Raw genomic sequence first — 13855 nt, 5'->3', positions numbered from 1 at the left:
TATCAGCGGGCAGCCTGCGCCAGTTCCTGCTGATACACGGCTACCTCCTCGGCCATCCAGCTGGCAAATTCACGCTGCTTGAGCAAGGAGCTTTCGCGCTGTGGCCATACCAGCCAGTGCGGATAGGGATAAGGCACCACGATATCACTCAGTTGCACCAGCATGCCGGACTTAAGACCAGCATCCACCAGGCTACGCCGCTCCAGCGCTACTCCCATGCCCTGCTGCACGGCCTGCAATACCAGATTGGAATCATTAATCCACAGCCCAGCTTGTGACGGTTCTTCCACTCCGGCGGCCTGACACCAGCCCATCCAGCTTTCCACGGTGCGAACCACCGGCCCGGCAACAATCTCGGCTGGAGTCCGTGGCAGTTTGCCCTGCCGGAAACCAGGTGAGGCCACGACCACCAACTCATCATCAAACAAATGTTGCTGCTGCAAACCCTCCCAGCCGCCCTGCCCCATGCGCACACCGATATCCACCAGCCCCTGGCGCAAATCCTGAATATCCAGACTGGCACGCAAACTGATGCGGTATTGCGGGAAACGTGCCTGAAAACGCGGTAAGCGTGGCAACAGCCAGTGCGCGCCAAAGGACGGCAGCACGGCGACCACCAGTTCGCCATCCCGCGGGCGCGCCTGAATCAATCGTGTAGCTTCGGTTAACTCGGTCAGCCCGATACGCACTTGCAGTGCATACAGTCTCCCATCCTCGGTCAGGCGCAGTCCCCGGCCTTCCCGGACAAACAACACCACACCCAGCATCTCCTCAAGCTGGCGTATTTGCTGGCTGATGGCCGAATGCGTCACATGCAGCTCGCTGGCTGCCTGCGTAACACTACCCAGTCGGGCGAGTGCTTCGAAACTGCGTAGTGCAGATAGGGGTGGTAAAGGTCTCATGTAAGAAAAACTAACATGAATTCCAAATAAATATCAATTTTCAGCGGCAACCGCACAACTTATAGTGAACTCACCCCCACGAAAGGAGATGACCATGTCCCACTCATTAAGGCTGGAACTGGCAAAAGGTGAACTGCTGGTAGTACAACTATCCCGACCCTGCCTGATCGTTGCCGCTAGCGGTGCACACTGGCTGACAATTGACGGCCAGGACATCTGCCTGCAAGGTGGAGACTCGGTACAGCTCCCTGCCGGCAAGCTGCTGCTGGAAGGACATGGCCAGCTGGAAATGCGCCCCGCCACCAATACCCCTCAATGCAGCTGGCTAAGCATTGCCAGCCATTTTCAAACCGCTTGAACAGGAAGGCAGATCATGCAACTGATTGGCATGCTGGACTCCCCTTATGTACGCCGTGTTGCCATCAGCATGCGCTTGATGGGGATTCCGTTTACCCATCGCGCCGTATCGGTATTTCGCCATCTGGCTGAATTCCAATCCATCAATCCGGTGGTGAAGGCCCCGACCCTGATGCTGGATGATGGCAATACGCTGATGGACTCCACCCTGATTCTGGATTATCTGGACACCCTGTATCCAGAGCGCAGCCTGATGCCCAAGACCCTGCCACAACGTCAGCACTGCCTGTACCTGCTGGGGCTGGCGCTAGCCGCCATGGAAAAAAGTGTGCAACTGATTTACGAGCAACAGCTACGCCCCGAGGACAAACGGCATTTGCCCTGGCAGGAACGCGTCACAAGCCAATTGACTGCGGCATACAGCGCGCTGGAACAGGCGATGGCAACACTACCGCCAGATATTAACAACATGGATCAGGCCGGTATCAGTATTGCCGTTGCCTGGCGCTTCAGTCGAGAGCTACTGCCACAGCAACTGAACTGGATGGACTTCCCGCTGCTGCAACAATGGAGCACACAAGCCGAGGCCCTGCCAGCCTTTGTGGCCACTCCCTTTGAGTAAGCACAGCAGCGCCCCCTGACTGGTAGCGTCCATAAGACAAAACCGCCCCGAAGGGCGGTTTTGTCTTGTACTGCGGTCAACGAGGCAAACTCAGACCGACAACTCCAGCAAAAGCTTGTTGATACGCTTGACGAAGGTGGCAGGGTCTTCCAGTTTGCCACCCTCGGCCAACAAGGCCTGGTCGTACAGCACCTGAGCCAGATCGGCAGCACGTCCGGCGTCCGACTCTTCAGCCAGACGTTTCACCAGCACGTGTTCCGGATTGATTTCCAAGGTAGGCTTGCTCGCTTCCACTTTTTGGCCGGGCGCCTTCAGCATACGTTCCAGGTGGGCACTCATATCGTGTTCACCCGCAACCAGGCAGGCCGGGCTGTCGGTCAGACGCACGGTAGCACGCACTTCCTTCACCTTGTCGCCCAGAGCATTCTGCACTTTTTCCACCAGCGGTTTCGCTGCTTCTTCAGCCTGCTTCTGTGCTTCCTTGTCGGCTTCGTCTTCCAGCCCGCCCAGGTCCAGTTCGCCCTTGGCTACCGACTGCAGCGACTTGCCATCGAACTCGAACAGCGAACCAACCACCCACTCATCCACACGGTCGGTCAGCAACAGCACCTCCACGCCCTTCTTCTTGAACACCTCCAGATGTGGGCTGTTACGCGCCGCGGCCAGCGTATCGGCGGTGATGTAGTAGATCTTGTCCTGACCTTCTTTCATACGGCCGATATAGTCGCTCAGGCTGACAGTCGGTTCATCGCTTTCAACAGTGCTGGAAGCAAAACGCAACAGCTTGGCGATACGCTCCTTGTTGGCATGGTCTTCGCCCACGCCTTCTTTCAGCACCTGGCCGAACTCTTTCCAGAATGCGGCGTATTTTTCCGGCTGATTGCTGGCCAGATCTTCCAGCAAGCCCAGCACCTTCTTGACGCAACCGGCGCGAATCGCGTCGATATCCTTGCTTTCCTGCAGGATCTCACGTGAAACATTCAACGGCAGATCATTGCTGTCGATTACGCCACGCACAAAACGCAGGTATTGCGGCATCAGCTTGTCGCTGTCTTCCATGATGAACACGCGGCGTACATACAGCTTGATGCCCTGCTTGCGCTCGCGGTCCCACATGTCGAACGGTGCGCGGGACGGGATATATAGCAGTTCGGTGTATTCCTGACGACCTTCGACGCGGGCATGGCTCCAGGCCAGCGGGTCGGTGAAGTCATGTGCCACATGTTTGTAAAACTCGATGTACTGCTCGTCGCTGATTTCGCTCTTGCTGCGGGTCCACAAGGCCGAAGCGGCATTGACGGCTTCAAGCTCGTCGCTTTCAATTACTTCGCCATTTTCGCCGTAGCTATTGCCCTTCTTCATCAGAATCGGGATGGAAATATGGTCGGAGTAGGTACGCACAATGCGCTTGAGTGCCCAATCGGCCAACAACTCGTCTTCACCTTCCTTCAGGTGCAGGACGATGTCGGTACCACGACCAGCCTTTTCCACCTGTTCCAGCGTGTACTCCCCTTCGCCCTGGGATTCCCAGCGGACGCCTTCGCTGGCGGCAGCACCGGCACGACGGGTAGTCAGGCTCACCTTGTCAGCAACAATGAAGGCCGAGTAAAAACCAACACCAAACTGGCCAATCAGATTGGCATCCTTCTTGGAGTCACCAGACAGTTGTTCGAAGAATGCCTTGGTGCCAGACTTGGCGATGGTACCGATATTGGTAATCACCTCGTCGCGACTCATGCCGATACCATTGTCAGAAATGGTGATGGTGCGGGCTTCCTTGTCAAAGCTGACGGTAATCTTCAGCTCGGCATCATTCTCAAACAACTCGGGCTTGGCCAGACCTTCAAAACGCAATTTGTCGGCAGCATCCGATGCATTGGAGATCAGCTCTCGCAGGAAGATTTCCTTGTTGGAATACAAGGAGTGGATCATCAGGTGAAGCAGTTGTTTGACTTCGGTCTGAAAGCCCAGGGTTTCTTTCTGTGCGCTCATGGTCTCTATTCATCAGTGGTTGGGTAACAGTGAGCAGACAGATAGGGACAAGCCAGCCGATTTCAATACCCTCAACACAGCAATGGTCAGGATTGTCTGTGTGGACAGGCAACGCTCACGCAGCAAGATATCGAATCAGTCCGGCTTCAGTCGCTGCATAAGCTGCGCCACGATGGAAATTGCCATTATCGCTGGTTGTTGACTGTTGATCCCTTCTATTCCCAAAGGGCAGTGAACACTGGCGATACACCCAAGGGGTACTCGATTGATCAGGCGCAAATTGAAACTGGCCAGTTTGCCACGACATCCCAGCAAGCCGATAAAGCGTGCATCTCCGCGCAGCAAAATCTGCTCGACCCAGTCGAAATCAAGCAAATCGTCATCAGTCATCACCAGCCAGCAAGCATTGGCAGGCAAATTGCACATCTGCTCGACGCCGCCTGCCACAGGGTGAATATTGCAAGCCAACTCCTCGGGAAAAATTGACGGGCGATGATCCAGCCAATATACGGTGCAAGGCAGTTCGCCCAGCAAACGAATCACCGCCCGACCGACAGGGCCTGCTCCACACAACACCACCTGCATCGTGCTGGGAGCCATATCAAGCACTTAGTGTCCAGGTACAGACATGACCTCCGTCGAGCTGGCTTCCGTCAGATCGCTACTCCCAAGTCCATTGAAAAAGGCATTCAAGATTACCGCAGTCAAGCTTGCCAACAAGATACCGCTATGTAACAGCGGTGCCATACCTGCGGGCATCTGCCCAAAAAAATCCTTGGCAACCGTTGGAATCATGCCCATACCCAGACTGATGGCAACAATGTAGAGGTTGTAACGATTATGGAAGTCCACACGTGATAACACCTTGATGCCAGTGGCCAGCACCATGCCAAACATCACGATGCCAGCACCACCCAGTACGAAGGGAGGAATGGAGGCAACAACAATGGACATCTTAGGTACCAGCCCGAAAGCAATCAGGATAAAACCCGACATCACGCACACCCAGCGGCTACTCACACCGGTAATGCTGACCAGTCCGATATTCTGCGAAAACGAAGTATGCGGGAACGTATTGAACATGCCACCAAACAGGGTGCCCACAGCATCGACACGCAAACCACGTACCAGATCCTGACGCTTGACAGGGCGATTTACGATTTCACCCAGTGCCAGAAACATGCCCATGGATTCGATGAAGACAATCAGCATCACCACTGTCAATGTGACGATGGACCATAGTTCAAATCTTGGGGCACCAAACTTGAAAGGCAGAATCATGGCAAACCAATTGGCATCCTGCAGTCCATTAAAATCAACTTTTCCCAGTAACAAAGCAATGACAAAGCCAAGTACCAAGCCAAGCAGAATGGAAATATTGGCAAGAAAGCCCGAAGCAAACCGGATGATCAACAGGATGAAGACGAGGACGGTCAACGAAATTCCCAGATATAAGGGACTACCGTAATCAGGAGAACCGAGCCCACCTGCCGACCAATTGATACCGACGCCAATAATAGAAAGACCAATTGAAGTAATTACTACCCCGGTGACCAATGGTGGAAAGAAACGAATCAGACGGCCGATCAGTGGAACCAGCAACAGCGATATCAAACCTGCGGCCATGGTTGCCCCGAAAATTCCGGGAAGACCTAACTCAGGGTTCTGTCCGATCGCAATCATTGGCCCAACCGTGGCAAATGTAACTGCCATAATGACAGGCATGCGTATACCGAAACCCTTGATACCCAGACATTGCAACAAGGTAACCAAGCCACAACAGAACAAATCGGCACTCACCAAGAATGCGACTTGCTCCTTGGGTAGACCGACAGCACCTCCAACAATCAGCGGGACAGCCACTGCTCCAGCATACATCACCAAAACATGTTGTAGTCCAAGAGTAAATAACTGTAGAAATGGCAGCTTTTCATCCACCGGATGAATGGGTTTTATTACGCTCATCAGATCTCTCCTGTGCATCGCTCATGCCGTATGACTTGTGTAGTCCACCGATGAAACCAGCAAAATACGAGCATGACCGGGCCGCCCAGTTGCCTCGGCAACAAGGAAAATAGCAAAATCAGGCAAATAAATTAGAGGGAAGCTTCGATTCGGTATTGTTGTGAGAGCATCACTTCATCACAGTTGTGACCACTGCCTACACGGTCAACCACAATGAAATCGCCTTCTTGCTGCAAGCTGATCAATGGGTGGTGCCAACAATTCCGAAAATAGTTAACACCCTGATCGGATTTGGCATGAAAGGCACGCAAACCACGCTCGTCTGGCATTCCATCAGGCAAGCTGGGAGCAACTACCACGACAAATGAAACGCCATTACAAGGAATGAATGACTGGCTACCTAAAGGATGCCGCTCCAGCATACTTATACTAAGCGGAAAATCAAATGCGACACCTCGTGCCATACTGATGGCAGGCAAACCATCCTCCCCGCAAATATCGACCAGACCAAGCTTGTGATAACGACGCGTACTACCATTATTGATAGGAAACCAATCACTACCCGTTATTTCAATTACATTACCGAATGGTGCAAATGCTTCTTTGGTCAGCATTTCCAAATTAAGCAAAGCCATAATAACTCTCCTCACTCATATTTTATTGACTTTACTCACTTGCCAAACGACCAAAAATACGTAAACGACTGACTCCTCCATCAGGAAAAATATTCAAGCGTACATGATTGACTGGGCCTAAAGAACGGATATATTCTCGATCAAAAAAGTGCTGGGCATCCATGGTCATTTTTTGTTCTGGCAGTAAAGTTTCCCAAAACATTGCCTGGGTCACAATAGACTGCTCTGTCCCCTGTCTAACCAATGCAGCCTGAATGGAAACACTATCGGGATAGTTACCCTTGAAATGAGCGGTATCAACTTCAATACGTTCGATCACTGCCGCATGTCCAAGCTTTACAATACACCAGTCATTTCCGGGTTCTCGCCGACGCCGGGTTTCCCACCCATCCCCCATATTTACTCCTCTGCCCGGCATAATCAATCTAAATGGCACACCAAAATGAGCATCGTTATATGCAAGAACACGCCCACCCTGTTGCAGAGCAGATACTTCATATAAAGCACTTTTATCCTTACTGCTCCAGTCGATATGAACCTCTCCATAAACACGTAGTCGTGCCACACCACCATCAGGATAAATATTCAAACGAACATGAGTCCAGACACGGGCTTCATCAATGGCAAAAAAATGGTGCGCATTACCGCGTATAGATACTGCGGGAATAAGCGTTGTCCATTGCGTATTTTCGTCGGGCACTCCATCGGAATAGCAGGCTTCCAGCACTGATGCGGGTGGGAAATTACCAGTAAAATGACTGGTATCAATATCAATCCCTTTGATTACGCCTGGCAAACCCAATTGAATGACAGCATGGTCATGTCCTCCATTACGGCGACGCTGCGTCTCCCAGCCATCCATCCATTTCCCATGATCGTCAAACTTGCCTACCAAAAACACAGGTGATGCTGACTGCAACATACGCTCAGCTGGGGCAAACCATTCATCAGAACAGTGTACAACCTTGGCTCCAAAATCAGCATCTGCCAGATTCACATAGTGACGGGCATAATCGGGCAACTCTACAGTCGCGGCATGTAGCACAGTAAATTCATGCTGGGAATTAATGCTCATGATGTCTCTCCTTTATTATCAATATTAAAAAAACTATTTTAATGAACAGTATGTGCTACGGTTTGTACGAGCAGGACTACACCAATAGAGAAAAAACATAAAGCTGAAACAGCGAGAAAGAACTTACGAAGACCAGCCATCTTGGACAGCAAGTAATTAGCCAACAATCCATAGCCAAACTTGCAAAAAAAATCCACAACCATCCACCCAACAATCATCCATACAAGTTGAGGAAACAGTGGTTGCGTTGATACCAAAAACTGTGGCAAAAGTGCCAAAAAAAACACAATATCTTTTGGATTACTGATACCAAGCAGAAAGGCTTTGGAAAAGAGCTCAGTGCCAATCGGCGGGCCACTCATTTCCACCTGAATAGATTTCATTCTTCCTTGCCATGTTCGCAACCCCAGATATAACAAATAGCAAGCCCCAAACAGCTGCAATAGCAAAAACATAGAAGGAGATGTCAATAACAGGGAGCCAATCCCTAGTGCAGACAACAGTAACAAACTGACCGAGGCCAGAACTCCTCCAACAAAACCTGGCCAACTCCGCCATACACCGTATTGAACTGCGTTACCGACCATGAAAAGAGACAAGGGGCCCGGCACAGCAATCACTACCGTAATGGCTAACAGGTACAAGACCAACATCTCAGCAGTCATCGAGCAACATCCTCAGGAAACATGGCCTCCAAGCGTAAACGTGCAATGCGGTATATTTGCTTCAAGCACTCACGACGTTCTTCTTCAACTTCAGATCCCAAACGTCGTTCAAACTCACGGAGAATTCCCATTCGGTCATATCCACGAACGGCAAGAATGAAAGGAAACCCGAATTTAGCCTGATAAGCCTGATTAAGATGATGCAGCCGGGCGAACTCTTCGGGTGAACATTGATCCAGCCCAGCTCCCACCTGCTCTTCCGAGGACTCCCGGGTCAATTCACCACGAACTGCAGCTTTGCCTGCCAACTCCGGGTGTGCTCTGATCAACGCGATCTGCGGGCCGTAGCCTGCCTTTTCCACTTCGGCGCTCATTACTGCAGCCAGTTCCATCACCGAATGAAACGGACGCAAAGCAGCAGTACGTTCGGCCACCCAGGGAGAGTGTTCGAATACCCCACCAAGTGCATCAACAAAATCATCAAACGGCAGTTGGTTCAATAACTCTAGTGTCATGCGAGGTTTCATGGGCATACCTCCCGCGCAGAATAAGGATGATGGCGTACCCAGTGGCGGGCAATATCAACGCGGCGGCATATCCATACCCATTGATGCTGTTGAACGTAATCAAGAAATTTTTGTAGCGCAGCGAAGCGACCAGGCCGCCCGATCAAGCGGCAGTGCAAACCAATCGACAGCATTGCCGGGGATGATTCACCTTCGGCATACAGCACATCAAAACTGTCTTTGAGGTACTGATAAAAGTGCTTGCTTGTATTGAACCCTTGCGGGGAAACAAAGCGCATATCGTTAGCATCCAGCGTATATGGCAGCACCAGATGAGGTTTGCATTCCCCATTGTGCAAACGCACTTCGGTCCAAAAGGGTAATTCGTCACCATAATTATCCGCGTCGTATAGAAATCCTCCCTCTTCAACCACCAAGCGTCGCGTATTGGGGCTATCTCTTCCCGTATACCAGCCTGCAGGATGCTCACCGGTATATTGCTGCACGATTTCAACACAACGTTGCATATGCTCTCGCTCCAGTCCTACATCTATATCTTGGTAATGTAACCAGCGATAACCATGACATGCCAGTTCATGACCTTGCTCCACAAATGCAGCTGCAGCTTCCGGATTACGCTCTAGCGCCATACCAACAGCAAAAACTGTCAATGGCAATTCACGCCGCTCGAATTCACGCAAAATACGCCATACTCCAACACGTGACCCATATTCGTATAAGCTTTCCATCGACATATGACGTGCCGCATATGCAGCAGCTCCTACAATTTCTGATAAAAACTGCTCTGAAACGGCATCGCCATGAAGAACATTACTTTCTCCACCTTCCTCATAATTGAGAACAAATTGAACTGCCACTCTGGCCTGGCCTGGCCAACACACCGGTGGGCGCTGTTTCCCATAGCCGACCATATCGCGTGGATAATCTCTCTTCATGCTATGAACTCCTTCGCCTTGGCATACACTGACATCCTCGACAAAACAAAAAGGATCGACACACTCAAACGCGATACTAACATTTACATCCAATCATCCCGATTCTGAATACATTAATCCACACCAGTTGCTATAACTACCTATAAGTATTGATACGCTGACGCACTTCGTATTTATCAACACCACTGTCAACACATCCACGACCTCCCCCCTGCATTCTCCGCATGGATTTCGCACCGAATGTAGCAAATTGATCATCTACTCGGTTTCGATTCATCAATCCCAAGCGTACCGTAGCTCCCAACGGGATAAACATGTCTGAAAGTACAGCTTCAGACCAACTCACAGAATAAAATCACACCATCACAAGCTTTCAAGGATAAGCGCGCTGCTCATAGCCTATCGGCATTTACGCCAAACCGGATAAGAGATAGTGCCATTGAAGGGAAGAATTTACTTACTCATCAAAAAGGATGGTGTTTCACTTTTCCAATTGCTACAACATGGCATGCACCTTCATTCAAATATTGACAATTACCACAAAAACAAAACAATATCGCCAGATTCATGCTTTACAACAATCCTAAAAAATGAATTCAAGCTGAACTAAAAGACAGGACTTTCTTACCCAGGAGACAATAATGGGACATATTTCCACACATGTTTTGGACACCATGCATGGTCGGGCCGCAAAGGGGATGTACTTCGAGCTATACCGTGTAACAGAAGAAAAACGGAGCCTGCTGTGTCAGCAGCATACCGATGAGAATGGTCGGAGCAGCAAGGCTTTATTGAACAGTGATGAGATGAAAGTCGGCATCTACGAACTGATCTTTTATGCAGGTGATTACTTTATTGCGCAAGGCGTAAAACTGACTCAGCCCAGTTTTATAGACCGTGTAATACTGCGCTTTGGTATTGCCGACACCAGTCAAAATTATCATGTCCCACTAATTGTCACACCATGGACGTACTCAACTTACCGCGGCAGCTGACTACCATTCTTTCTATCAGGAAAAAACTTATGGAAAGCTATCTCACGGAGTTTGGCAACCTGCTGCTACGCTGGTTGCATGTCATTGCCGCCATTGCCTGGATCGGTGAATCAATTTACTTCGTCATGCTAGACAACAGCCTGACAAAGCCAAATGAAGAAAAGGATTCACGCTATGATTTGATTGGTGAAATGTCATCGGTACACGGTGGTGGTTTCTACCACAATCAGAAATATCTGACCCACCCTCCTTTCCCTTTAGATGAAAAGCTACACTGGTCATTCTGGAAGTCTTACACTACTTGGCTTTCAGGCTTTGCCTTGTTCTGCTTGTTATACCTGAGCAATGCTTCTGTCTATCTGGTTAATCCGGCAAGCCCCTGGGCTTGGGCAGCAGTATTGACCCCAGGAGAAGCCGGTGTAGCTGCACTTGCATTACTTATTGTTGGATGGCTGCTTTACGACGAGTTATGCCGCCGAATAAGTCCAGAAATGCAAAGAGATGGTCTCTTGAGCATCGCTGTTGCAATTCTGATGTCAGGAGTCGCGTACTTCAGCAGTCATGTATTTCAAGGGCGTGCTGCATTCCTTCTGACAGGAGCAGTCATGGCAACATGTATGTCTGCAAATGTATTCTTCTGGATCATTCCAGGTCAGCGAAGAATGGTAAAAGCACTTAACTCCGGAGAACAACCCAACCCACTAGATGGTAAGCGAGGAAAACAACGGTCTGTACACAATACCTACTTTACACTACCTGTGGTTTTTCTGATGATCAGCAACCACTATGCCTTTGCTTACAGTAATGAGGCATCGTGGTTCATCATGACGCTATTCATTCTGTCCGGGGCACTAATCAGACAGTATTTTGTGCTACGCCACCAAGGTCAGAATATGCTGACTTTACCAGCGGCCAGTGGAATTCTCTTGTTTGTCATTGGAATGATAGCGGCACCCACTGACATCAAAACAGTCCCGACAGAAACAAGGAGTAGCAATAGCAATGACAATAAATCCTTGCCTGCTACAAGCAATAATATCCATATGGTCAGTCGCATCCTGCAAGAGCGCTGCGTTTCGTGCCATTCAGCAAGGCCCACGCAAGTCGGATTTAGTGCCGCGCCGGCAGGCATACTACTTGATAATGATCAGGATATCCAAAGACATCACACCAAAATCAAACAAGTAGTAGCCAGTAAATACATGCCCTTGGCCAATCTAACAAAAATGAGTGACGAGGAGCGACTGCAGATTTCCCAGTGGCTACCATAAAGAACAGGCACTCCTTCATTCAGGTGAGACTTTTATCAGTTTCACCTTTTTTATTTTCAACTATTTTCCATAAATCAGGATTGAAGTGCATTTAAAATTCACTCAATCTTGCAATATAAAATGGGGTGGATAAATCCACCCCGATCGTAATACACTATCAACAAATCGCTATTTCAAAACTACTGTGCTGAAATAGAATAATCAGATAGTTTCTCCAGCGCACGTACCATCGCACTATGATCCCAAGACCCACCACCTTGAGCAACACAACTATTAAACAACTGTTGCGCCAGTGCCGTTGCAGGTAAAGCCAATGCCATTTGCTGGGCGCTGCTTAGCGCCAGATTGAGGTCTTTTTGATGCAATGTAATTCGGAATCCTGGATCAAATGTCCGCTTTACCATACGTTCACCATGCACTTCCAGTATTTTGGAAGAAGCAAAGCCTCCTAGTAGCGCCTGCCTTACCTTTTCAGGGTTAGCTCCTGCACGCGAGGCAAACAGTAGTGCCTCACCCACCGCCTCGATAGTCAATGCAACTACTATTTGATTGGCTACCTTGGCAGTTTGGCCATCTCCATTGCCACCAACCCTGGTGATATTTTTCCCCATCAATTGCAATACGGGTAGCATTTGTTCGAAGACAGGCTGTAGCCCTCCTACCATGATAGATAAGCTGGCTGCACGTGCTCCCACCTCCCCCCCAGAGACTGGAGCATCTAGATAATGCCCACCCAATTGCTCTATCCGACTGGCAAATTTCTTGGTTTCAATCGGGGAAATGGATGACATATCCACGACTACCTTGCCGCTAAGATTTGCTTCAGCCACGCCATTGGCCCCAAACAATACGGCTCCCACATCTGGGGTATCTGGCAGCATCAGAATAATGATGTTGGCTAGCTCCGCTACCTGTTTCGCACTGTCACAAACAGTAAGCTGATAACTTGTCAAAGACTGAGGTACGCCGCTGCGTGAATTGACGAATAGTGAATGGCCAGCTTCTAGCAAGTGTTTGGCCATAGGAGCACCCATGATGCCCAGTCCGATAAATCCAATTTTTTTCATCTATGTCTCCTCGTTTTAATCAAACTTACTGGTACTGCTTCATCCAGCCCAGGCCAGCGACGGTAGTACTTTTAGGTTTGTATTCGCAACCAATCCACCCTTGATATCCAATTCGATCCAAGAAACTGAACAAGAAGGAATAATTGATTTCGCCCGTGCCAGGCTCGTGCCGGCCCGGATTATCTGCCAGCTGGATATGTGCGATATGCGGTAGTTGTAGCTGCAGTGTCTGGGCCAGCTCTCCTTCCATACGTTGCATGTGATAAATGTCGTACTGGACATACAGATTGTCGCAGCCAAGTTCCCGTATCATGGCGAGTACCTGTCGGGTTCGGGACACCACAAAACCGGGAATATCGAATGTATTGATAGGCTCGACTAATAGTTTGATCCCCTCATCTTTCAAGGCTTTTGCAGCAAATCGCAGGTTGTTGTGCAGGGTTTCCAGTACGACATCGGGGTCTGCATTTTGGGGGCGTATACCTGCCAGAACGTTTAATTGACGGCATCCAAGCGCTTTTGCATAGCTGATTGCTTCGCCAACGCCATCCTGAAATTCTGCTTTACGGTCAGGCAGACAAGCGATTCCACGCTCACCAGCCGCCCAATTACCTGCCGGAAGGTTGTGTAGTACTTGTTCTAGCTGGTGCTTATCCAATAGCTCAGCCAGTTGCTGTTTGTCGTAACCATAGGGAAAAAGGTACTCAACTCCCCGAAATCCGGCTTTGGCTGCGGCTTGAAAACGTGACAGAAAATCCACTTCGTTAAACAGCATGGTGAGGTTGGCGGCAAATCTTGGCATAGGACTCTCCCACAGGATGTCGGCCGGTCAAGTTTGCCGGCCACA

15 protein-coding genes are annotated in these 13855 nt (G+C 49.8%); 4 read left to right on the top strand and 11 right to left on the bottom strand.

Annotation, left to right across the window (positions count from 1 at the left end):
• Window positions 1-2: 2 nt before the first annotated feature.
• Complete coding sequence (locus AWT75_RS03875; protein WP_062787534.1) at window positions 3-902, bottom strand: LysR substrate-binding domain-containing protein; 900 nt, start codon at window positions 900-902, stop codon at window positions 3-5.
• A gap of 94 nt (window positions 903-996) precedes the next feature.
• Between AWT75_RS03875 and AWT75_RS03870 the strand changes: the two genes are divergently transcribed.
• Together AWT75_RS03870 and AWT75_RS03865 are read left to right on the top strand one after the other, a co-directional pair.
• Entirely contained in the window at window positions 997-1260 is a 264-nt protein-coding gene (locus AWT75_RS03870; RefSeq protein ID WP_062787532.1) for a DUF2917 domain-containing protein, read from the top strand.
• A gap of 15 nt (window positions 1261-1275) precedes the next feature.
• A complete protein-coding gene (locus AWT75_RS03865) occupies window positions 1276-1881 on the top strand; it encodes a glutathione S-transferase family protein (protein ID WP_062787530.1) in 606 nt (201 codons plus the stop codon).
• A gap of 90 nt (window positions 1882-1971) precedes the next feature.
• Here the strand turns inward: AWT75_RS03865 and htpG are convergent, their stop codons facing one another.
• From htpG to puuE, 8 genes are all read right to left on the bottom strand, one after another.
• Window positions 1972-3873 carry a molecular chaperone HtpG gene (gene htpG, locus AWT75_RS03860; RefSeq protein ID WP_062787528.1) on the bottom strand — a complete coding sequence of 634 codons (1902 nt, stop codon included), beginning with the start codon at window positions 3871-3873 and terminating at the stop codon, window positions 1972-1974.
• Between the two features lie 135 nt (window positions 3874-4008).
• Window positions 4009-4473, bottom strand: coding sequence for an XdhC family protein (locus tag AWT75_RS03855; RefSeq protein WP_239689455.1), 465 nt, complete (start codon window positions 4471-4473; stop codon window positions 4009-4011).
• A 9-nt stretch (window positions 4474-4482) separates the two neighbouring features.
• Complete coding sequence (locus AWT75_RS03850; RefSeq protein ID WP_062787523.1) at window positions 4483-5838, bottom strand: nucleobase:cation symporter-2 family protein; 1356 nt, start codon at window positions 5836-5838, stop codon at window positions 4483-4485.
• Between the two features lie 131 nt (window positions 5839-5969).
• Entirely contained in the window at window positions 5970-6473 is a 504-nt protein-coding gene (locus AWT75_RS20745; RefSeq protein WP_082695933.1) for an ureidoglycolate lyase, read from the bottom strand.
• 31 nt (window positions 6474-6504) lie between these two features.
• Window positions 6505-7548, bottom strand: coding sequence for an allantoicase (gene alc, locus AWT75_RS20740; RefSeq protein ID WP_082695932.1), 1044 nt, complete (start codon window positions 7546-7548; stop codon window positions 6505-6507).
• A 38-nt stretch (window positions 7549-7586) separates the two neighbouring features.
• Complete coding sequence (locus tag AWT75_RS03840; protein WP_062787514.1) at window positions 7587-8213, bottom strand: LysE family translocator; 627 nt, start codon at window positions 8211-8213, stop codon at window positions 7587-7589.
• Window positions 8210-8740 (bottom strand): 2-oxo-4-hydroxy-4-carboxy-5-ureidoimidazoline decarboxylase, encoded by a 531-nt coding sequence (gene uraD / locus AWT75_RS03835; RefSeq protein WP_062787511.1) that lies wholly within the window; start codon window positions 8738-8740, stop codon window positions 8210-8212. The genes AWT75_RS03840 and uraD overlap by 4 nt, the downstream gene beginning before the upstream one ends.
• A complete protein-coding gene (puuE, locus tag AWT75_RS20735) occupies window positions 8737-9675 on the bottom strand; it encodes an allantoinase PuuE (protein WP_082695931.1) in 939 nt (312 codons plus the stop codon). The genes uraD and puuE overlap by 4 nt, the downstream gene beginning before the upstream one ends.
• Window positions 9676-10316: 641 nt before the next feature.
• On the opposite strand from puuE, the gene uraH reads away from it, so the two are divergent.
• Together uraH and AWT75_RS03815 are read left to right on the top strand one after the other, a co-directional pair.
• Window positions 10317-10670 (top strand): hydroxyisourate hydrolase, encoded by a 354-nt coding sequence (gene uraH, locus AWT75_RS03820; RefSeq protein WP_062787501.1) that lies wholly within the window; start codon window positions 10317-10319, stop codon window positions 10668-10670.
• Window positions 10671-10699: 29 nt separating this feature from the next.
• Window positions 10700-11941, top strand: a complete 1242-nt coding sequence (locus AWT75_RS03815; protein WP_062787498.1) for a urate hydroxylase PuuD — start codon at window positions 10700-10702, stop codon at window positions 11939-11941.
• Between the two features lie 179 nt (window positions 11942-12120).
• On the opposite strand, the gene AWT75_RS03810 is transcribed toward AWT75_RS03815, so the two are convergent.
• Entirely contained in the window at window positions 12121-13008 is an 888-nt protein-coding gene (locus tag AWT75_RS03810; protein ID WP_062787495.1) for a 2-hydroxy-3-oxopropionate reductase, read from the bottom strand.
• A gap of 25 nt (window positions 13009-13033) precedes the next feature.
• Window positions 13034-13810, bottom strand: a complete 777-nt coding sequence (hyi, locus tag AWT75_RS03805; RefSeq protein WP_062787492.1) for a hydroxypyruvate isomerase — start codon at window positions 13808-13810, stop codon at window positions 13034-13036.
• Window positions 13811-13855 lie beyond the last annotated feature (45 nt).

Source organism: Aquitalea pelogenes (genome assembly GCF_001515305.1).
Taxonomy (GTDB): domain Bacteria; phylum Pseudomonadota; class Gammaproteobacteria; order Burkholderiales; family Chromobacteriaceae; genus Aquitalea; species Aquitalea pelogenes.
Note: the sequence above shows the minus strand (reverse complement) of the source record. Positions and strands in the feature narration are given on the sequence as shown.

What these genes read in the sequence shown, in the direction of transcription:
- AWT75_RS03875 (WP_062787534.1), bottom strand. Translation starts at nt 902, where the DNA reads ATGAGACCTTTACCACCCCTATCTGCACTACGCAGTTTCGAAGCACTC.
- AWT75_RS03870 (WP_062787532.1), top strand. Translation starts at nt 997, where the DNA reads ATGTCCCACTCATTAAGGCTGGAACTGGCAAAAGGTGAACTGCTGGTA.
- AWT75_RS03865 (WP_062787530.1), top strand. Translation starts at nt 1,276, where the DNA reads ATGCAACTGATTGGCATGCTGGACTCCCCTTATGTACGCCGTGTTGCC.
- htpG (WP_062787528.1), bottom strand. Translation starts at nt 3,873, where the DNA reads ATGAGCGCACAGAAAGAAACCCTGGGCTTTCAGACCGAAGTCAAACAA.
- AWT75_RS03855 (WP_239689455.1), bottom strand. Translation starts at nt 4,473, where the DNA reads ATGGCTCCCAGCACGATGCAGGTGGTGTTGTGTGGAGCAGGCCCTGTC.
- AWT75_RS03850 (WP_062787523.1), bottom strand. Translation starts at nt 5,838, where the DNA reads ATGAGCGTAATAAAACCCATTCATCCGGTGGATGAAAAGCTGCCATTT.
- AWT75_RS20745 (WP_082695933.1), bottom strand. Translation starts at nt 6,473, where the DNA reads ATGGCTTTGCTTAATTTGGAAATGCTGACCAAAGAAGCATTTGCACCA.
- alc (WP_082695932.1), bottom strand. Translation starts at nt 7,548, where the DNA reads ATGAGCATTAATTCCCAGCATGAATTTACTGTGCTACATGCCGCGACT.
- AWT75_RS03840 (WP_062787514.1), bottom strand. Translation starts at nt 8,213, where the DNA reads ATGACTGCTGAGATGTTGGTCTTGTACCTGTTAGCCATTACGGTAGTG.
- uraD (WP_062787511.1), bottom strand. Translation starts at nt 8,740, where the DNA reads ATGAAACCTCGCATGACACTAGAGTTATTGAACCAACTGCCGTTTGAT.
- puuE (WP_082695931.1), bottom strand. Translation starts at nt 9,675, where the DNA reads ATGAAGAGAGATTATCCACGCGATATGGTCGGCTATGGGAAACAGCGC.
- uraH (WP_062787501.1), top strand. Translation starts at nt 10,317, where the DNA reads ATGGGACATATTTCCACACATGTTTTGGACACCATGCATGGTCGGGCC.
- AWT75_RS03815 (WP_062787498.1), top strand. Translation starts at nt 10,700, where the DNA reads ATGGAAAGCTATCTCACGGAGTTTGGCAACCTGCTGCTACGCTGGTTG.
- AWT75_RS03810 (WP_062787495.1), bottom strand. Translation starts at nt 13,008, where the DNA reads ATGAAAAAAATTGGATTTATCGGACTGGGCATCATGGGTGCTCCTATG.
- hyi (WP_062787492.1), bottom strand. Translation starts at nt 13,810, where the DNA reads ATGCCAAGATTTGCCGCCAACCTCACCATGCTGTTTAACGAAGTGGAT.